Raw genomic sequence first — 19113 nt, 5'->3', positions numbered from 1 at the left:
CCTCCTGGAGCGGTCAGTACGACTTGGGCAGGCCCAGTGTCTGGTGGGAGACGTAGTTGAGAATCATCTCCCTGCTGACCGGCGCGATACGAGACACGCGCGCCGCCGTAATCAGGGAGGCGAGACCGAACTCCCGCGTGAGGCCGTTGCCGCCGAGGGTGTGCACGGCCTGGTCGACGGCCCGTACGCAGGCCTCCCCCGCCGCGTACTTGGCCATGTTGGCAGCCTCCCCGGCCGCGATGTCGTCCCCCGAGTCGTACAGGAACGCCGCCTTCTGCATCATCAGCCGGGCCAGTTCGAGTTCGATGTGGGCCTGCGCCAGCGGGTGCGCGATGGCCTGGTGCGCGCCGATCGGCGCCTTCCAGACGGTGCGCTCACGTGCGTACGCGACGGCCTTGGCGAGCGCGAAACGGCCCATGCCGATCGCGAACGCGGCCGTCATCACGCGCTCCGGATTGAGCCCGGCGAACAGTTGCAGCAGCCCCGCGTCCTCTCCCCCACTGCCGAAAGCGTGGGAGGGGCCCCCACCGACGAGCGCGTCGGCCGGCAGCCGCACCTCGTCCAGGGTGAGCTCGAACTGCTTCTCGGCGCCGTGCAGTTCCATGTCGATCTCGCGCCGCCCGAAACCCTCGGTGTCGCGCGGGACGATGAACAGGCAGGGCTTGAGGCTGCCCGTGCGCGCGTCCTCCGTGCGGCCCACGATGAGCGTGGCGGCGGCGATGTCGACGCCGGAGATGAACACCTTGCGGCCGTTCAGGACCCAGTCGGTGCCGTCGCGGCGTGCCGTGGTGGTGATCCGGTGCGAGTTGGAACCGGCGTCGGGCTCGGTGATGCCGAACGCCATGGTGCGGGTGCCGTCCGACAGGCCCGGCAGCCACTGCCGCTTCTGCTCCTCGGTGCCGAAGCGGGCGATGACCGTGCCGCAGATGGCGGGCGAGACGACGAGCATCAGCAGCGGGCAGCCCGCCGCGCCCAACTCCTCGAGCACGATCGACAGTTCGGCGATGCCGCCGCCTCCGCCGCCGTACTCCTCGGGGAGATTCACCCCGAGGTAGCCGAGCTTGCCCGCCTCGGACCAGAGCTCGTCGGGGTGGCCGCCCTCGGCGACGACCTTGGTGAGGTACTCGCGGCCGTAGCGCTTGCCGAGAGCGGCGACCGCGGAACGGAGCGCCTTGTGTTCGTCGGTCTCTGTGACAGGGCTCATGACGGCTCCTCGGTACGGAGGTTCGGTACGGAAGGTACGGAAAGTACGGAAAGTACGGAAGTGCGGCCTGTACGTGGCTGTTCGCGCCCGCGCGGCTCAGGTCCGCGCGGTGGCGCGGCCCGGCGCCCCGGGGCGCGTTCTCACCGGGCGTCGTCCGGGGGCGTCTCCTCCTGTACGACGGCCAGCAGTGCGCCCACCTCGACCTGCTGCCCGACGGCGACGTGCAGAGCGCTGAGCGTTCCTGTCGCCGGCGCGGAGATCTTGTGCTCCATCTTCATCGCCTCCAGCCACAGCAGGGGCTCTCCGGCCCGCACGGCGGCCCCCTCGGCCAGTCCCTCGGCGACCCGGACCACGGTGCCCGGCATCGGCGCGAGCAGCGAACCGGGAGCCCGGTCCGCGGCCGGATCGGGGAAGCGGGGCAGCGCGGTCAGCGCGGTGGCGTTCACGAAGACCTGGCCGTCGGCGTACCGCGCGACCTCGAACGTCCGCCGCACGCAGCCCACTTCGAGGACGACGCGGTCCGCGTCGGCGTGCGCCACCCGCACCCCGTCGGCCGCGAGCCCGTCACGCGTGTGCCGGTAGGTGACCTCGTGCTCGGCGCCGTGCATCAGATAGCGCTTGGTCTGCGGCTGCGACGCCAGGTTCCGCCAGCCGCCGAACCTCGAACGGCCGTACGCGTCGGCCAGAGCGGCGGCCAGCGGGGCGTACGGGTCCGGGGCGGGCTCGGTCAGCGCGGCCAGGTGACGGCCGTAGAAGCCCGTGTCCATGCGGGCCCCGGCGAACTCCTCGTGCCGCAGCGACCGCACGAGGAGATCCCGGTTGGTGACCGGACCGTGGATCGTGGCCCGCTCCAGGGCGCCGGACAGTTTCCGCAGGGCCTCCGCGCGGGTACCGGCATGCGCGACGACCTTCGCGAGCATCGGGTCGTAGTGGATACCGACGCGGTCCCCGTCGGTGAAACCCGTGTCCAGCCGGACGCCGTCCGGGACGGCGATCCGGTGCAGCGTGCCCGTCTGCGGCGCCCACGCGCCCGCCGGGTCCTCCGCGTACAGCCGGGCCTCCACCGCGTGACCCCGCGCGCGCGGGGGTTCGCCCTCCAGCCGCTCCCCCTCCGCGACCCGGAGCTGCAGGGCCACCAGATCGACTCCGAACACCGCCTCCGTCACCGGGTGCTCGACCTGGAGACGCGTGTTCATCTCCAGGAAGTGCGCCGTGCCGTCGGCGACCAGGAACTCGACGGTGCCGGCGCCGACATAGTCCACCGCGCGGGCGGCCCGCACGGACAGGTCGTACAGCGTCCGCGTGAGGCCGTCGCCGAGCCCGGGAGCCGGCGCCTCCTCGATGACCTTCTGATGACGCCGCTGGAGGGAACAGTCACGCGTGCCCAGCGGCCAGACCGTGCCGTGCGCGTCGGCCAGGATCTGCACCTCGACGTGCCGGCCGTCCTCCACGTACGGCTCGACGAACACCTCCCCGTCGCCGAAGGCGCTCAGGGCCTCGGCGCGGGCCGCCTCCAGCTCGGCGTCGAGGTCGGCCAGGTCACGGACGATCCGCATCCCGCGCCCTCCGCCCCCCGCGGCCGCCTTGACCAGCACCGGCAGGTCCGCCGCGGTGACCCGCTCCAGCGGGGCGAGTCCCATCAGCTTCTTCGCACGGGTCTTGGAGGCCATCGACTCGATCGCCTCCGGCGACGGACCGACCCACACCAGCCCCGCGTCGATCACCGCCCGCGCGAAACCGGCGTTCTCCGACAGGAACCCGTACCCCGGGTGCACGGCGTCCGCGCCCGCGTCCAGCGCGGCCCGCACGATCAGATCGCCCCGCAGATACGTCTCCGAGGGCGCCTCGCCCGGCAACCGCACCGCCGCGTCCGCCACCCGCGTGTGCAGGGCGTTCTCGTCGGCGTCGGAATACACCGCGACCGTGCGTACTCCCGATGCGCGGCAGGTACGGAAGACCCGGCAGGCGATCTCGCCCCGGTTGGCGACCAGCAGACTCGAAATCATTCGATTCCTCACATCCGGAAGACGCCGAAGCCACCGCGCGCGCCCTCGAAGGGCGCCGTGTGGATCGCGGACAGACACAGGCCGAGGACGGTGCGGGTGTCGCGCGGGTCGATGACCCCGTCGTCGTACAGCCGCCCGGACAGGAACATCGGCAGCGACTCGGACTCGATCTGCTGCTCCACCATGGCGCGCAGCGCCGCGTCGGCGTCGTCGTCGTAGGGCTGCCCCTTCGCGGCGGCCGACTGCCGGGCGACGATCGACAGGACGCCCGCGAGCTGCTGCGGGCCCATCACGGCCGACTTGGCGCTGGGCCACGCGAACAGGAAGCGGGGGTCGTAGGCGCGCCCGCACATCCCGTAGTGGCCGGCTCCGTAGGAGGCGCCCATCAGCACCGACAGATGCGGGACCCGCGAGTTGCTCACCGCGTTGATCATCATCGCGCCGTGCTTGATGATGCCGCCCTGCTCGTACTCCTTGCCGACCATGTAGCCGGTGGTGTTGTGCAGGAAGAGCAGCGGGATGTCGCGCTGGTTGGCCAGCTGGATGAACTGGGCGGCCTTCTGGGACTCGGCGCTGAACAGCACCCCCTGGGCGTTGGCGAGAATGCCGACCGGATAGCCGTGCAGGCTCGCCCAGCCGGTGGTCAGGCTCGTCCCGTACAGCGGCTTGAACTCGTCGAAGTCCGAACCGTCGACGATCCGGGCGATCACCTCACGCGGATCGAACGGATGCTTGAGATCGCCCGGGACGATCCCCAGGAGTTCGTCCTCGTCGTACTTCGGGGGCGCCGCCGGACCCGGATCGCCGTACGCCTTGCGGTGGTTCAGACGGGCGACCACCCGCCGGGCCTGCCGGAGCGCGTCCCGCTCGTCGACGGCGAAGTAGTCCGCGAGACCCGACACGCGCGCGTGCATCTCGGCGCCGCCCAGCGACTCGTCGTCGCTCTCCTCGCCCGTGGCCATCTTCACCAGCGGCGGCCCGCCGAGAAAGACCTTCGCCCGCTCCTTGACCATGATCACGTGATCGGACATCCCGGGGACGTACGCGCCCCCGGCCGTCGAGTTCCCGAAGACCACGGCCACCGTGGGGATGCCCGCCGCCGACAGCCGCGTGATGTCACGGAAGATCGCGCCGCCGGGAATGAAGATCTCCTTCTGCGACGGCAGATCCGCGCCGCCCGACTCGACCAGACTGATACAGGGCAGCCGGTTCGCGAGCGCGATGTCGTTCGCCCGCAGCGCCTTCTTCAGGCTCCACGGATTGCTGGCACCACCGCGCACCGTCGGATCGTTCGCCGTGATCAGGCACTCGACCCCCTCGACGACGCCGATCCCGGTGACGAGCGAGGCGCCCACCGCGTAGTCGCTGCCCCAGGCCGCGAGCGGCGACAGCTCCAGGAAGGGCGTGTCCGGGTCGAGAAGCAGCTCGATCCGCTCGCGGGCCAGGAGCTTGCCGCGTCCGCGGTGCCGGGCGACGTACTTCTCGCCGCCGCCCGCGAGCGCCTTGGCGTGCTCGGATTCCAGATCGGCGAGCTTGCCGGCCATGGCCTCGCGGTGGGCCGCGTACTCGGGACTCTTGATGTCGAGCGCGGAGGAAAGCACGGTCACAGCAGGGCCTCCGGGATATCCAGGTGACGGGAGCGGAGCCATTCGCCGAGGGCCTTGGCCTGGGGGTCGAAGCGGGCCTGGGAGGCGACGCCCTCGCCGAGGATCCCCTCGATCACGAAGTTGAGGGCGCGGATGTTGGGCAGGACGTGCCGGGCGACCTTCAGATCACGAGTCTCCGGCAGCAGACTCCGGAACGTGTCCTCCGTCAGGTGATGGGCCATCCACCGCCAGGCGTCGTCCGTACGCGCCCAGACGCCGACGTTCGCGTTGCCGCCCTTGTCCCCGCTGCGCGCCCCCGCGATCAGTCCGAGCGGCACCCGCCGGGTCGGCCCCGCGGGCAACGGCACGGGCAGGGGCGGCTCTTCGGGGGTTTCCAGTACGAGGGTGTCGTGGGCCGGGGGTACGGCGACCCGACGCCCGTCGTGGAGGACCGCCACATGATCCACGGCGTCCTGGGGGACGTACACATCCTCGAAGACCCCATATGGCGAGCCCGGACCGGGTGGCGCCATCACATGGAATCCGGGGTAGCTCGCCAGCGCCAGTTCCACGGCGGCTCCGCTCAGCGCCCGTCCGACCGCCCGCTGGTCCTGGTCCCGCACGACGAGGCGGAGCAGGGCGCTCGCGGTCTCCTCGGTGGGGGCGTCGGGGTGGTCGGTGCGGGACAGGTCCCAGCGGACCTCCTCCGGGCGGGACTTGGCGGTGTCGAAGGCGGACTCCAGCTGGGCCCGCACGAGCTCCGCCTTGCGTTCGATGTCGAGCCCCGTCAGGACGAAGACGACCTCGTTGCGGAAGCCGCCGAGCCGGTTGAGGCCGACCTTGAGGGTGGGGGGCGGGGCCTCCCCGCGCACGCCGTCGATCCGTACCCGGTCCGGGCCCTCCTGGGTGAGCGCGACCGTGTCGAGGCGGGCCGTGACGTCGGGCCCCGCGTACCGGGCGCCCTGCGTCTCGTACAGGAGCTGCGCGGTGACGGTGCCGATGTCGACGAGGCCGCCGGTGCCGTCGTGCTTGGTGATGACGCTCGTGCCGTCCTCGTGGAGTTCGGCGAGCGGGAAACCGGGGTGGCGCAGCCCGGCCGGGTCGTGGTCGGCGAAGAAGGCGTAGTTGCCGCCGGTGGCCTGGGTGCCGCACTCCAGGACGTGCCCGGCGACGACGGCGCCCGCGAGCCGGTCGTGGTCGCGCGGCCCCCAGCCGAAGTGGGCGACGGCGGGCCCGGTGACCAGCGCGGCGTCGGTGACGCGCCCGGTGACGACGATGTCCGCGCCCTCGGCCAGACAGGCGGCGATACCGGCGCCGCCCAGGTAGGCGTGCGCGGCGAGGCTGCCGGGGTGGCGGTGCGTGAGGTCGTCGCCCTCGACGTGGGCGACGCGCACGGGGATGCCGAGCCGGCCGGCCAGCTCCCGCACGGCGTCGGCGAGTCCGGCCGGATTCAGGCCGCCCGCGTTCGTGACGAGACGTACGCCGCGCTCATGGGCGAGGCCGAGGCACTCCTCCAACTGGCGCAGGAAGGTCTTGGCGTAGCCGCGTCCGGGGTCCTTCAGCCGGTCGCGGCCGAGGATCAGCATGGTCAGTTCGGCGAGGTAGTCGCCGGTCAGGACGTCGAGCGGTCCGCCGGTGAGCATCTCGCGCAGCGCGTCGAAGCGGTCGCCGTAGAAGCCGGAGGCGTTGCCGATGCGCAGCGGGCGGGTGGAGGTCGCGGCTGCCTCGGTCACCGGCCGGCCTCCTTGGGCTCCCGCCCGGCACCCGGCGGACCGGCGAAGGCCTGGGCGATGTCCAGCCAGCGGTCCGCGTCGGGGCCCTCGGCCCGTACGGCGAGGTCGGCGCGGTGGGCGCGCTGGGTCACCAGCAGGCAGAAGTCGAGGGCGGGGCCGGTGACGCGCTGCGGGGCGTCGGCCCGGCCGTAGGTCCACATCTCGCCGGAGGGGCCCTCGAGTTCCACCCGGAACTCCTCGGCGGGTGCGGTCAGGCCGTGTACGGCGAAGGCGAAGTCACGGGCGCGTACGCCGATACGGACCACATGCTTGAGCCGGTCGGTGGGTGGGCGCACCACACCGAGCGCGTCGGCCACGTCCTGTCCGTGGGCCCAGGTCTCCATGAGCCGCCCGGTGGCCATGGAGGCGACCGACATGGGCGGGCCGTACCAGGGGAACCGGGTTCCGGCGGGTGCCGCGCGCAGGGCCGTCTCCAGGGCGGTCCGCCCTTCGCGCCAGCCGGCGAGCAGCCGGGCGGGCGCCTGTGCGGCGCCCTCCTCCGCGCCCTCGTCCACGAAGCCGTCGGGAGAGGCGAGCGCCTTCTCGACCTCCTTCGCGAAGGCCTCGGCGTCGGTGACGGCGAGCAGGGCGGACCGGTCGGTCCAGGCGAGATGCGCGATCTGGTGGGCGACCGTCCAGCCCGCGGCGGGCGTGCCGAGGGCCCACTGCCCCGCGTCCAACTCCCCCACCAACCGGTCGAGTTCCTCACTCTCCCGGTGCAGATCGTCGATCACGGAGACCACGGACGACGCGTCGGACACGATGCGCTCCCCTCGGGACACGACGGTGTGTGGCACGGAGCATGGCAGCGCTCAAAGAAACAAGCAAGCATGCTTGCATTAATTGGCCGGTACAGCCGCGCCCGCGTGGCCGGGCGTCCCCTTCGGGCGCCCCGCCCGATTCTTTGAGACAGTTGCGTAAAGAGTTCACACGCCTGACCAAGTCCACTGCTCTGGACTTACAGGTGCAGTATGATGAACGAACGCGTCGATCCCCCGGAAGGTCCCGTGAACACCCCCAGCGCCGCCCCGTCCTCCCCGGCCTCGGCCGCCCCCGCCCTGGCACCCGTGTCCGCGGCCGGTGCGCCCACGGCGGGCGGTTCCGGCCGGCGTGGTGGCCTCGGGCCCGTGGGCCTGGTGCTCACCGGAGGGATCTCCGTGCAGTTCGGCGGGGCTCTCGCGGTGAGCCTGATGCCCCGGGTGGGCGCCCTCGGCGTGGTGACGCTGCGGCTGGTGGTGGCCGCGATCGTGCTGCTGCTGGTCTGCCGTCCGAAGGTACGCGGCCACTCGCGCGCCGACTGGAGCACGGTGGTCGTCTTCGGCCTCACCATGGCCGCGATGAACGGCCTCTTCTACCAGGCGGTCGCCCGCATCCCGCTCGGCCCCGCCGTCACCCTCGAAGTGCTCGGCCCGCTCGCGCTCTCCGTCCTCACGTCCCGCCGCGCCCTGAACCTGCTCTGGGCGGGCCTCGCCCTCGGCGGGGTCTTCCTGCTCGGCGGCGGAGGCTTCAGCAGCCTCGACCCCGCGGGTGTCGCCTTCGCCCTGGGTGCGGGCGCCATGTGGGCGGCGTACATCATCTTCAGCGCGCGGACGGGCCGACGCTTCCCCCAGGCCGACGGCCTCGCCCTGGCCATGGTGGTCGCGGCGGTGGCGTTCCTGCCCCTCGGGGTCGTCGAGTCGGGCTCGAGGCTCCTCGTCCCGACGACGGTCGCCCTGGGAGCCGCGGTGGCCATGCTCTCCTCGGTCCTCCCGTACACCCTCGAACTTCTCGCCCTGCGCCGCCTCCCCGCCTCCACCTTCGCCATCCTCATGAGCCTGGAACCGGCCGTCGCCGCCACCGCCGGTTTCCTCGTCCTGGACCAGGCCCTCTCGCTCCCCGAGTCCCTCGCCATCGCCCTGGTCATCGCGGCGAGCATGGGCGCGGTGCGCACCCAGGTGGGCCGTGGGAAGGCCAAGGGCCTCGAAGCGAACCTGGACGGATAGCGGGACCGACGCCCACCTCAGCGGGCCCCGGCGGTCAGCGGCGGTCAGCGGCGGTCAGCGGCGGGTCATGTACAGGTCGAGGGCCTTGTGCAGCAGCCGGTTGATGGGGAAGTCCCACTCTCCGAGGTACTCCGCCGCCTCACCGCCCGCGCCCGCCTTGAAGCGGAGTAGGCCGACGAGGTGGTCCGTCTCGTCGAGGGTGTCGGTGATGCCGCGGAAGTCGTAGACGGCGGCGCCGAGGGCGTGGGCGTCGGCCATCATGCGCCACTGGATGGCGTTGTTGGGCTGGACCTCACGCTTGCGGCCGGTGGAGGCTCCGTAGGAGTACCAGACGTGGGTGCCGACGGTCAGCATGGTGGCCGCGGCGAGGACGTCGCCCTCGTGGTGGGCGAGGTAGAGCCGCATACGGTCGGGGTCCTCGGCCGTCAGCGCGGTCCACATCCGCTGGAAGTAGGGCAGCGGGCGGGGGATGAAACGGTCCCGTTCCGCCGTCTCCGCGTACAGCTCGTAGAAGGCGGGCAGGTCGTCGTACCCGCCCCGGACCACCTGGACTCCGGCCTTGTCGGCCTTCTTGATGTTGCGCCGCCACTGCTGGTTGAGGCCCTTGTGGATCTCCTCCAGGGACCGTCCGGCGAAGGGGACCTGGAAGACGTAGCGCGGCTGTCCCGCCGCGAAACCGTCCTCGCCGCCCGGCTCGGTCCGCTGCCAGCCCATGCCCCGCAGCCGGTCGGCGATCTCGGCGGCACCCGGCTCCCGCGAGGACGCCGTCACCTCGCCCAGCCGCCGCGCCGCCGGATCGGCGATGGCCGCCTTGACCGCGTCCGCGCTCCAGCGGCGCGTGACCACGGGCGGACCCATCTTCACGCTGAACGCGCCGCGTGACTTGAGATGCGCCAGCATCGGCCGGAGCCAGCGTTCGGCGAGGTCAGGGGCGTGCCAGTCGATGACAGGACCCTCGGGCAGATACGCGAGGTACCGCTTGACCTTCGGCAGGGGCCGCAGCAGCACGAGGCCGGCCCCCTGGAGCCGTCCGTCCTCGTCGAACCAGCCGAGGCTCTCCGCGCGCCAGTCGGGCTTCACGTCGCCCCAGGAGGGCACCTGCATATGGCTGGCCGAGGGCCGCGAGCGGACGAACGCCAGATGTTCGTCACGGGTGATCGCCTGCAGGCGGAGGGTCATGCGCACTGCTCCTCGAAGTCCTCGGATCGGTGGGATCGCCAGCGTACTTACGCGGGTCCCTCGGACCCGCCGCCCCGCGAACCGTTCTCCAGGGCTTCTGCCAGCACCTCCGCCAGGTGGCGGCCGCGGCGGTCGGTCAGGTGGGCCAGCTGGGTGCGGCAGGAGAAGCCGTCGGCGAGGATCACCGCGGTGTCGTCGGCCGCCCGTACTGCCGGGAGCAGCTGTTCCTCGGCGCATGCCCTCGACACCTCCTCATGGCCCTTCTCGAAGCCGAAATTGCCCGCGAGACCGCAGCAGCCGCCGGCGAGGGTGCCGGTCAGACCGGCCGCGTCGCGCAGCCGGCGTTCGGCGGCGTCGCCGAGGACCGCGTGCTGATGGCAGTGCGTCTGGCCGACGGCCGGGCGGTCGACGCGGGGCGGCGTCCAGTCCGGCGCGTGCCGTTCCAGTGCCTCCGCGAAGGTCACCACGGCCGCCGCGAGCCGCGCCGCGCGCGGATCGTCGTCCAGCAGCTCGGGGAGGTCCGTGCGCAGCGCGGCGGCGCAGCTCGGTTCCAGGACGACGACCGAGAGGTCCTCCAGGGCGAGGTAGGGCTCCATGAGGTCGAGGGTCCGGCGGAGCACGGTGCGGGCGCGGTCGAGCTGGCCGGTCGAGACGTACGTCAGTCCGCAGCAGACGCGGTGGCGGCGGCGCGGCAGCAGCGTGGTGAAGCGGAGGGGGCCCCGGGTGACCCCGTCGCCGATGGGCCCGTGCCTCATCACCGTCCGCGGCGGCAGCAGCACGGCCAGCCCCGCGGCCTCCAGCACCCGGACGGCCGCGCGTCCGACGGAGGGTGCCAGGTGCTCGGTGAAGGTGTCCGGCCACAGCAGGACCGTCCTCCCGCCGAAGCCCGGGAACAGCTCGTCCGCGTCCCGCCGTTCCCCGCCCCCTGCCCCGCCGGGACCGTCCGCCCCGACCCGCCGTCCCCGGCGCACGTACGCCCGCACCCGGTCCCGGAATCGTCTCGACCACCACTGGCTGAACGTGTCCGGCGCCAGGCGTGGGATCTCCCGTTCGGGCGCGATGCCGCCCAGGCGCTTGGCGAGGGCGGCCAACGGGCGCAAGGACGCGAGGGAGTTGACGAGCCGTGCCGAGCGGGTGCGGGTGACCGCCGCGAGCCAGCCCGGGAGCCGTCCCATGACGTAGTGCGCGGCGGGGCGGCGGCGGCCCGCGTAGTGGTGGTGCAGGAACTCCGCCTTGTACGTGGCCATGTCGACGCCGACCGGGCAGTCGGACCGGCATCCCTTGCACGACAGACACAGGTCCAGCGCGTCGCGGACCTCGGTCGAACGCCATCCGCCGGTGACGATCTCGCCGGCCAGCATCTCGTGCAGCAGCCGGGCCCGCCCGCGCGTGGAGTGCGCCTCCTCGCCGGTCGCGCGGAAGGAGGGACACATGACGTCCGCGCCGTCCGGCGCGGAGGTCGTACGGCACTTGGCGACGCCCACACAGCGGCGCACCGCCGCCGAGAAGTCGCCGCCGTCCGCCGGGTATCCGAACTCCACGTCCACCGGGCGGTGCGGCAGCACGGCGAACCGCAGGTTCTCGTCCAGCCGGTGCGGGCGGACGAGCATGCCGGGGTTGAGCAGGCCGTCCGGGTCCCAGAGGTCCTTCGCCCGTTCGAAGAGGCGGACCATCTCGGCGCCGTACATCGCCGGCAGCAGTTCCGCGCGCGCCTGCCCGTCCCCGTGCTCGCCGGACAGGGAGCCGCCGTGGGAGACGACGAGGCGGGCGACCTCTTCCGAGAAGCGGCGGAAGCGGGCGACGCCCGCCGTCGAGATCAGGTCGAAGTCGATCCGGACGTGGATGCAGCCGTCACCGAAGTGCCCGTACGGCGTGCCGCGCAGTCCGTGGTCCGCGAGCAGGCGCCGGAAGTCCCGGAGATAGGCGCCCAGCCGGGCGGGCGGCACGGCGCAGTCCTCCCAGCCGGGCCATGCCTCGCCGCCGGGGCCGCGGCCCCCGCCGGGCGGGGAGCCGTCCTCGGCGGCCGGCATCCGGGTCGCCGTGCCGCTCGCGTCCTCCCGCAGTCGCCACAGCGCCCGCTGCCCCGCAGGATCGGTGACCACCAGGGAGTCCCGTACGTCCGCCGCCCGCACGATCGCGTCCGCACGCGCGCGTGCCTCAGCCGGTGATCCGCCGCCCGTCTCCACGAACAGCCAGGCCCCGCCGCGCGGCAGTCCCGCGTCGGCGCGTACGAGGTCGGCGGCCATCCCCTCCACGGTCAGCGGCCCCAGTGGCAGCAGGCCGGCGGCGGCGTCCGCCGCGGCGCTCTCGTCGGGGTAGGCGAGGACGGCCAGGGCGCGCGCCCGGGGTGCCTCGACCAGGCGTACGACCGCTTCGGTGAGGACGCCCCAGGTGCCCTCGGAGCCGCAGAAGGCGCGGGCCACGTCCGCGCCCCTCTCGGGCAGGAGCGCGTCGAGGGCGTACCCGGAGATCCGTCGCGGGAGGTCCGGGAAGCCGGTCCGCAGCAGCGCCAACTCGCTCTCGACCAGGGCCCGGAGACCGTCCGGGGCGCCCTGCCAGTCCCGGCCGGGGCGGAGCGCCTCCCCACCCGCGCCGACGACGGACAGTTCCCGCACGTTGTCCGCCGTGGTGCCCCAGGCGACCGAGTGGGAGCCGCAGGAGTTGTTGCCGATCATTCCGCCGAGGGTGCAGCGGCTGTGGGTGGAGGGGTCGGGGCCGAAGCGCAGGCCGTGCGGGGCGGCGGCTTCCTGGAGGCGGTCGAGGACGGCACCGGGCTGGACGACGGCCGTACGGGCGTCCGGGTCGAGCGCGACGATCCGGTTCATGTGGCGGGTGAGGTCCAGGACGACTCCGGTGCCCGTGGCCTGTCCGGCGATCGAGGTGCCGCCGCCGCGCGGCACGACCGGCACCCCGTGGGCGCGGCACACGGCGAGGGCCGCCGTCACGTCGTCGGCGTCGCGCGGGGCCACGACGCCGAGCGGTACGCGCCGGTAGTTGGAGGCGTCCATGGTGGTCAGCGCCCGTGCCGTGGCGTCGAAGGAGACCTCGCCGCGCACGGCCTTCACCAGCTCGGACCGCAGTTGCTCCGGGAGCCCTTTCGGTGCTCCTTCGGGAAGCCCGTCCGGTACGCCCCCGGGCGGCCCACCGACCCGTCCACCGGTCCGCCCCCGGGTTCGTCCCTGAGGCCGCCTCCCGGGTCGCCCCTCCGGCAGTCCGTCCGACCGTCCACCCAGATCCGTCATGTCTCCAGGATGCCGCCGGGCGCGGGTACCGGCCGCCCGGCCGCGCACCCGAAAGGCCCCGTTATGCAGGGGTGATCATGAAACCGCTTCCCGAACCTTCCCAATCCGATCACGAACTCTCATATAGTGACCGCGAGTTGAGCACCAGGTGTTGCTTCTCGCCCAGGATCGACCGAGGACACGACCGAGGACACGTTCTCCCCCCAGGAACACGACCGAGGACCGATTGATGACCCCGCCCCTGCCCTCCGGCGAACGACCCACCCTGCGCGCCACGGCACCCGCCGCGCTGACCGCCGCCGTCCCGGCCGCGATCGCGGTGGTGACCGCCGTCCTGCTGGCCCCCGAATCGGCGCGCGTCCCCCTCGCCTGGGGAACGGGTGCCGCCGCGGTGCTGCTGTGCGCGGCCGTGATCGTGGCCTCCCGCGCCGTGCAGACCACGCGACAGGTGCGCCGTCGCCTCGACAGTGTGACCCAGGACGCCGGCCGGCTCCTGCAGGAACGGGCCCGGCTGGCCGAGGAGTTCAACCAGGAGCGGGCCCGGCTGGTCGACGACGCCGCCCGCGAACGCGCCCGATCGGCCGAGGCCGCCGCCCAGGAGCGGATCCGCCTGACCGAGGCCGCCGCACGCGAACGCGCCCGCCTCACAGAGGAGTTCGCCGAGGAGCGGGAACTGCTCACCGGCGACCGCGTCCTGCTCACCGAGCGCAACGCCGAACTCTCCGAACGCGCCCGGAAGGCCGTCGGCGACCGCGCCGCCGCGATCTCGGCGACCGCCAACGCGGCCGGCCGGATGCAGGCGCTGTCCACCGGCATGCTCGCCGACCTGCGGGCCATGGAGGAGCGACACTCCGACGAGGACGTCCTCGCCGACCTCCTCCACCTCGACCACCGCACCGCCCAGGCGGGCCGCCTCGCCGACTCCGTCGCCGTCCTGACGGGCGCGCGCTCGGGCCGCCGCTGGGCCCGCCCGATCGTCATGGAGTCGATCCTGCGCGGCGCCATGGGCCGCATCGGCGGCTACCAGCGCGTGCGCGTCCACTCCGCCAGCGAGGCCGCCGTCGCCGGACACGCCGCCGAGGGCGTCATGCACGCGCTCGCCGAACTCCTCGACAATGCCGCCAACTTCTCGCCGCCGACCGCCGAAGTGCATGTGTACGTCGAGGAGGTCCCGGCGGGTGTCATCGTCTCCGTCGAGGACAGCGGCCTCGTGATGGGCGACGTCCAGCTGCGGCGCGCCGAACGCGCCGTCTCCGGGGACTCGGGGAACCCGGCCGGCCTCGGCGGCCTCACCGGCACCCGCCTCGGCCTCGCGGTGGTCGGCCGGCTGGCCCGCAAGCACGGCCTGAAGGTGTCCTTCCGGCCCTCCGCCCGCGGCGGCACCGGCGTCCTCGTCCTGATCCCGCAGGACCTCCTCACGCTGCCGAACACCCCACTCGGCGCGGCCCCGCTCCCGGCCGAGCACGTCCTGTCGGCTCCGACGGCCGTCGACGGTCACAGCTCCGCGCCACGGTCCCGGACCGACCAGGGATCGCCGGAGCCGGAGGAGCCGCAGGGCTCGCAGGAGTCCCGGTCGCCCCGGGAATCCTCGGCGTCCCCCGTGTCGTACGCCGCCGCCCGCGCGGGCGACGACCTGGACCCGGACCCCGTCCCGACCCACGACTCGCCCCGGCACGAGCAGGGTCCCGCCTCCACCGGCGGCCTGCCCAAGCGCCGTCGCGGACGCACCCTCGCCCACGCCGAGCGCAGCCGCTCGCACGCCACACCCCCGGCCGCCCCGGAACCGCGTACCGGCGAAGACCCCAAGACCCGGTCGGCCACCCGCTTCGGCAGCTTCCGCCAGGCGGTACGCGGCACGACGCCGGGCGCCCCCGAAGCCGTACGGGCCGAGGATCCCGCACCGGCCGAGGACCGGGTGCGGGCCGAGGACCGGGTGCGGGCCGAGGACCGGGTTCCGGACGCGCGGCCCGGACGCGCCGCCGACGAGCGCGGCGCGGACGACCCGCGCGACGAGGCCGCCGTACGGGGCGCCGCCCCAGCCACTTCCACCACCCCCACCCAGCATTCGTTCCCGGAAGGCGACACCACCCCATGACCGGCACCATCACCGCCGACGAGAAGCTCACCTGGCTCATCGAGGGCCTCCTTGAGCGCACCCCGGGCGCACGGCACGCGCTCGTGCTCTCCCGCGACGGCCTGAAGCTGTGCCGCACTCCGGAGCTGTCGGTCGACCAGGCCGACCAGCTCGCCGCGATCGCCGCCGGCATCCAGTCGCTGTCCCACGGCGCGTCCGTGGAGTTCGGCGACGGCAGCGGGGGTGTGCGCTCGGCGATGGCCGAGTTCTACGGAGGGGTGCTGTTTATCGTGGAGGCCGGCGACGGCGCGCATCTCGCCGTCGTCACCGCCGAGGACGCCGACGCCGGACTGGTCGGGCACAACATGAGCGAACTCGTGGAGCAGCTCGGCGAGCACCTGAGCGCGCCGCCCCGGTCGTCATGAGCCGTCCTGGCAGGGACGACGCGCCCGACCGGCTGTACACACTCACCCAAGGACGCAGCCGGTCCGGGCCCGACACCCCCTTCGACCTGGTGACACTGGTGGTCGCCGAGTGCGATCCGGTGGTGGGCATGCAGTCCGAGCACGCCGCGATCCTGCGGATGTGCGAGCGGCCGACGGCGGTCGTGGAGATCGCGGCGGAGCTGAAGCTGCCGGTGTCGATCACCCGCATCCTGCTCTCCGACCTGCTCTCCACGAGCCGCGTCAGCGCCCGCCACCCGCACACCACTGTTCCTTCCGGTCTTCCCGATCCCGACATTCTGGAGCAGGTGCTCGTTGGACTCCGTAACCTCTGACGCTCGTGCGCCCCTGTCGGCGTCGGCCGACAACGGTCTCAAGATCGTGATCGTGGGCGGCTTCGGCGTCGGCAAGACGACCCTGGTCCGCTCGGTCAGCGAGATACGTCCCCTCAACACCGAGGAGACGATGACGCAGGCCGGCGCGGCCGTCGACGACATCAGCGAGGTGCGCGGCAAGACCGCGACCACCGTCGCCTTCGACTTCGGGCGCATCACGCTGGACGCCCACAACATCCTGTACCTGTTCGGCGCGCCCGGTCAGGAACGCTTCTGGTTCCTGTGGGACCGGCTTTTCTCCGGAACACTCGGCGCGATCGTCCTGGTCGACACCCGCCGTATCGACGACTCCTGGTACGCCATCGACCGGCTGGAGCACCACGGCACGCCGTTCATCGTGGCCTGCAACGACTTCGGCGGCCCCCCGCACACCCCCGCGCAGCTCCGCGAGGCCCTCGACCTCGACCCGCACGTGCCGCTGATCGACTGCGACGCCCGGTCCCGGGAGTCCAGCAAGCGGGTGCTGATCACGCTGGTGGAGCACATCCAGTCCCTCTACGTCCGTCCCGGCGCCCCGGCCGAGGAAGGCGCCCTTCAATCACCGGAGTTGGCGCTGTGACCCCCACACCCGCACCCGCGCCCGTACCCCTGAGCGGGGCGCGGTTCCAGACCGAACCCGCCGAGCTGTACCGGGAGATGCGGCGCGAGCACGGTTCCGTCGTGCCGGTCGTCCTCGACGGCGACATTCCGGCCTGGCTGGTGCTGGGCTACCGCGAACTGCACCACGTCACCGGCGACCCGCAGCTGTTCAGCCGCGACTCGGACCTGTGGAGCCAGTGGGACCGCATCCCCGACGACTGGCCGCTGCTGCCGATGATCGGCCGCAAGCAGCCCTCCATCCTGTACACGGTCGGCGAGCGGCACCGCGAGCGTGCCGCGATGATCAGCAACGCCCTCGAGGCCGTGGACCCCTCCGAACTGCGCTCCCAGGCCGAGAAGTTCGCCGACGAGCTGATCGACGCGGTCTGCGCCAAGGGCGAGACGGACATCATCGGCGACTACGCGGCACTGCTCCCGGTACGCGTCCTCGCGACGCTCTACGGCTTCGCGGACGAACAGGGTCCGGGCCTGGTGACCGCCCTGAACGACATGATCAACGGGCGCGGGGGCGCGCTGGCCGGGCAGCAGCACCTCGCCGGTTCCATGGCGAAGCTGCTCGCCGACCGCAAGGAGACACCGGCGAACGACGTCGTCTCCCGGATGCTCGCGGACCCCTCGGGCTTCAGCGACGAGGAGATCGCCCAGGACCTGATGGTCATGATGGCCGCCGGTCACCAGCCGACCGCCGACTGGATCGGCAACTCGCTGCGTCTGATGCTCACCGACGAGCGCTTCGCGGCCTCGCTGTTCGGCGGCCGGCACAGTGTCGCCGAGGCCATGAACGAGGTGCTGTGGGAGGACACCCCCACCCAGAACGTGGCCGGGCGCTGGACCTCCCGCGACACCCAGCTCGGCGGCCGCCGGGTCCGCGCCGGCGACCTGCTGCTGCTCGGCCTGCAGGGCGCCAACTCCGACCCCCAGGTCCGCACCGACAGCTCCGCCCTCACCGGCGGCAACAACGCCCACTTCTCCTTCGGTCACGGAGAGCACCGCTGCCCGTTCCCGGCGCAGGAGGTCGCCGAGGTCATCGCGCGCACCGGGATCGAGGTCGTCCTGGACCGGCTGCCGGACATCGACCTGGCCGTGCCCGCCGAGTCACTGGCCCGGCGCCCCTCCCCCTGGCTGCGGGGCCTGACCGAGCTGCCCGTGCGGTTCACCCCCGTACCTGCCCTCTGAGACGCCGTTGCGCCCGGCCGGCACGCCGTCCGGCCGGGGTCCGGGGCTCTCCCCTGCCCCGGGAAGACGCAGTACTCCCACTTCAGCCCTTGGAGGCACCCCCGCATGACCACCGGTACCGAAGAGACCCGCATAGTCCTGGACCCCTTCGTCACCGACCTCGACGGCGAGAGCGCCGCGCTGCGCGCAGCGGGACCGCTCGCCGCCGTCGAACTGCCCGGCGGTGTGCCGGTGTGGGCGGTCACCCACCACGCCGAGGCGCGCGCCCTGCTCACGGACCCCCGTCTGGTGAAGGACATCAACGTCTGGGGCGCCTGGCAGCGCGGCGAGATCGCCCCCGACTGGCCGCTGATCGGGCTCGCCAACCCCGGCCGCTCCATGCTCACGGTGGACGGCGCGGACCACCGGCGGATGCGCACCCTCGTGGCGCAGGCGCTGACGCCGCGACGGGTGGAGCAGATGCGGGAGCGGATCTCGAAGCTGACGGAGAGTCTGCTCGACAACCTCACGGGGGAGGTCGTCGACCTGAAGGCCGACTTCGCCTACCCCCTGCCCATGTACGTCATCGCCGACCTCATGGGCATCGAGGAGTCCCGGCTGCCGCGTCTGAAGGAGCTCTTCGAGAAGTTCTTCTCGACGCAGACCCCGCCCGCCGAGGTCATCGCGACCCTCACCGAGCTGGCCGGGATCATGGCGGACACGGTGGCGGCGAAGCGTGCCGAGCCGGGCGACGACCTGACCAGCGCGCTGATCGTGGCCTCCGAGGACGGTGACCACCTCACCGACGCGGAGATCGTCTCCACCCTGCAGCTGATGGTCGCGGCGGGCCACGAGACGACGATCTCCCTGATCGTCAACGCGGTGGTCAACCTCTCCGCCAACCCCGACCAGCGCGCCCGCGTCCTCGCCGGCGAGGCCGACTGGTCGGCGGTCGTCGAGGAGACCCTGCGCTACGCCACGCCGACCTCCCACGTCCTCATTCGCTTCGCGACGGAGGACGTCCCGGTCGGCGACAAGGTGATCCCGGCGGGCGACGCGCTGATCGTGTCGTACGGCGCGATCGGCCGCGACGAGAACGCCCACGGTCCCGCCGCGGGCGACTTCGACGTCAGCCGCACCGGCAAGAACCGGCACATCTCCTTCGGCCACGGACCCCACGTCTGCCCCGGCGCGGCCCTGTCCCGCCTGGAAGCGGGCGTCGCCCTCCCCGCCCTGTACGAGCGCTTCCCGTCCCTGGACCTGGCCGTACCGGTGTCGGAGCTCCGCAACAAGCCGGTGGTGACACAGAACGACCTGTTCGAGCTGCCGGTGCGGCTGATCGCCGAATGACGCCGAGCCGTCGGCGCGGCTGATCACCGGATGATCCCGCGCCGCGGCGCTGCCGATCGCCGGACGAGGCGGGAGGGGTCCGGCCCCTCCGCCTCTCCGCGCCGGTGCCCTCCGGCGGCCGGAGG

General features: G+C 72.9%; 14 protein-coding genes. 7 read left to right on the top strand and 7 right to left on the bottom strand.

Annotated features, from left to right (window positions below):
• Nucleotides 1–13: 13 nt before the first annotated feature.
• From ACWD68_RS25250 to ACWD68_RS25230, 5 genes are all read right to left on the bottom strand, one after another.
• Nucleotides 14–1204, bottom strand: a complete 1191-nt coding sequence (locus ACWD68_RS25250; RefSeq protein ID WP_451808721.1) for an acyl-CoA dehydrogenase family protein — start codon at nucleotides 1202–1204, stop codon at nucleotides 14–16.
• A gap of 140 nt (nucleotides 1205–1344) precedes the next feature.
• Complete coding sequence (locus ACWD68_RS25245) at nucleotides 1345–3210, bottom strand: acetyl/propionyl/methylcrotonyl-CoA carboxylase subunit alpha (protein WP_451808720.1); 1866 nt, start codon at nucleotides 3208–3210, stop codon at nucleotides 1345–1347.
• Between the two features lie 8 nt (nucleotides 3211–3218).
• A complete protein-coding gene (locus tag ACWD68_RS25240; protein WP_451808719.1) occupies nucleotides 3219–4817 on the bottom strand; it encodes an acyl-CoA carboxylase subunit beta in 1599 nt (532 codons plus the stop codon).
• A complete protein-coding gene (locus tag ACWD68_RS25235; RefSeq protein WP_451808718.1) occupies nucleotides 4814–6529 on the bottom strand; it encodes an acyclic terpene utilization AtuA family protein in 1716 nt (571 codons plus the stop codon). Before ACWD68_RS25235 ends, ACWD68_RS25240 begins: the two co-directional genes overlap by 4 nt.
• Entirely contained in the window at nucleotides 6526–7329 is an 804-nt protein-coding gene (locus tag ACWD68_RS25230; protein WP_451808717.1) for a TIGR03084 family metal-binding protein, read from the bottom strand. Before ACWD68_RS25230 ends, ACWD68_RS25235 begins: the two co-directional genes overlap by 4 nt.
• 246 nt (nucleotides 7330–7575) lie before the next feature.
• Here ACWD68_RS25230 and ACWD68_RS25225 point away from each other — a divergent pair, with 246 nt between their 5' ends.
• Complete coding sequence (locus tag ACWD68_RS25225) at nucleotides 7576–8550, top strand: EamA family transporter (RefSeq protein ID WP_451808716.1); 975 nt, start codon at nucleotides 7576–7578, stop codon at nucleotides 8548–8550.
• Between the two features lie 54 nt (nucleotides 8551–8604).
• On the opposite strand, the gene ACWD68_RS25220 is transcribed toward ACWD68_RS25225, so the two are convergent.
• A complete protein-coding gene (locus ACWD68_RS25220; protein ID WP_451808715.1) occupies nucleotides 8605–9729 on the bottom strand; it encodes a lipid II:glycine glycyltransferase FemX in 1125 nt (374 codons plus the stop codon).
• A 47-nt stretch (nucleotides 9730–9776) separates the two neighbouring features.
• Nucleotides 9777–12737 carry an FAD-binding and (Fe-S)-binding domain-containing protein gene (locus ACWD68_RS25215; RefSeq protein ID WP_451808776.1) on the bottom strand — a complete coding sequence of 987 codons (2961 nt, stop codon included), beginning with the start codon at nucleotides 12735–12737 and terminating at the stop codon, nucleotides 9777–9779.
• Nucleotides 12738–13200: 463 nt separating this feature from the next.
• Between ACWD68_RS25215 and ACWD68_RS25210 the strand changes: the two genes are divergently transcribed.
• The 6 genes from ACWD68_RS25210 to ACWD68_RS25185 all read left to right on the top strand — a co-directional run bounded on the left by ACWD68_RS25210 (nucleotide 13201) and on the right by ACWD68_RS25185 (nucleotide 18988).
• Entirely contained in the window at nucleotides 13201–15066 is a 1866-nt protein-coding gene (locus ACWD68_RS25210; RefSeq protein WP_451808714.1) for an ATP-binding protein, read from the top strand.
• A complete protein-coding gene (locus ACWD68_RS25205; RefSeq protein ID WP_451808713.1) occupies nucleotides 15063–15470 on the top strand; it encodes a roadblock/LC7 domain-containing protein in 408 nt (135 codons plus the stop codon). Before ACWD68_RS25210 ends, ACWD68_RS25205 begins: the two co-directional genes overlap by 4 nt.
• Nucleotides 15467–15823 carry a DUF742 domain-containing protein gene (locus ACWD68_RS25200; protein WP_451808712.1) on the top strand — a complete coding sequence of 119 codons (357 nt, stop codon included), beginning with the start codon at nucleotides 15467–15469 and terminating at the stop codon, nucleotides 15821–15823. The genes ACWD68_RS25205 and ACWD68_RS25200 overlap by 4 nt, the downstream gene beginning before the upstream one ends.
• The gene (locus tag ACWD68_RS25195; RefSeq protein WP_451808711.1) at nucleotides 15804–16442 is read left to right on the top strand and encodes a GTP-binding protein; all 639 of its coding nucleotides are present in this window, start codon (nucleotides 15804–15806) and stop codon (nucleotides 16440–16442) included. Before ACWD68_RS25200 ends, ACWD68_RS25195 begins: the two co-directional genes overlap by 20 nt.
• A complete protein-coding gene (locus tag ACWD68_RS25190; protein ID WP_451808710.1) occupies nucleotides 16439–17659 on the top strand; it encodes a cytochrome P450 in 1221 nt (406 codons plus the stop codon). Before ACWD68_RS25195 ends, ACWD68_RS25190 begins: the two co-directional genes overlap by 4 nt.
• A gap of 105 nt (nucleotides 17660–17764) precedes the next feature.
• Nucleotides 17765–18988, top strand: coding sequence for a cytochrome P450 family protein (locus ACWD68_RS25185; protein ID WP_451808709.1), 1224 nt, complete (start codon nucleotides 17765–17767; stop codon nucleotides 18986–18988).
• The last annotated feature ends 125 nt before the right edge of the window (nucleotides 18989–19113 follow it).

The sequence above is a fragment of the Streptomyces sp. NPDC005141 genome, assembly GCF_053599975.1.
This window is presented reverse-complemented; position numbering and strand designations above follow the sequence as displayed.

Coding starts and splice junctions, on each gene's coding strand:
- ACWD68_RS25250 (WP_451808721.1), bottom strand. CDS start 1,204: ATGAGCCCTGTCACAGAGACCGACGAACACAAGGCGCTCCGTTCCGCG.
- ACWD68_RS25245 (WP_451808720.1), bottom strand. CDS start 3,210: ATGATTTCGAGTCTGCTGGTCGCCAACCGGGGCGAGATCGCCTGCCGG.
- ACWD68_RS25220 (WP_451808715.1), bottom strand. CDS start 9,729: ATGACCCTCCGCCTGCAGGCGATCACCCGTGACGAACATCTGGCGTTC.
- ACWD68_RS25215 (WP_451808776.1), bottom strand. CDS start 12,737: ATGGACGCCTCCAACTACCGGCGCGTACCGCTCGGCGTCGTGGCCCCG.
- ACWD68_RS25210 (WP_451808714.1), top strand. CDS start 13,201: ATGACCCCGCCCCTGCCCTCCGGCGAACGACCCACCCTGCGCGCCACG.
- ACWD68_RS25205 (WP_451808713.1), top strand. CDS start 15,063: ATGACCGGCACCATCACCGCCGACGAGAAGCTCACCTGGCTCATCGAG.
- ACWD68_RS25200 (WP_451808712.1), top strand. CDS start 15,467: ATGAGCCGTCCTGGCAGGGACGACGCGCCCGACCGGCTGTACACACTC.
- ACWD68_RS25185 (WP_451808709.1), top strand. CDS start 17,765: ATGACCACCGGTACCGAAGAGACCCGCATAGTCCTGGACCCCTTCGTC.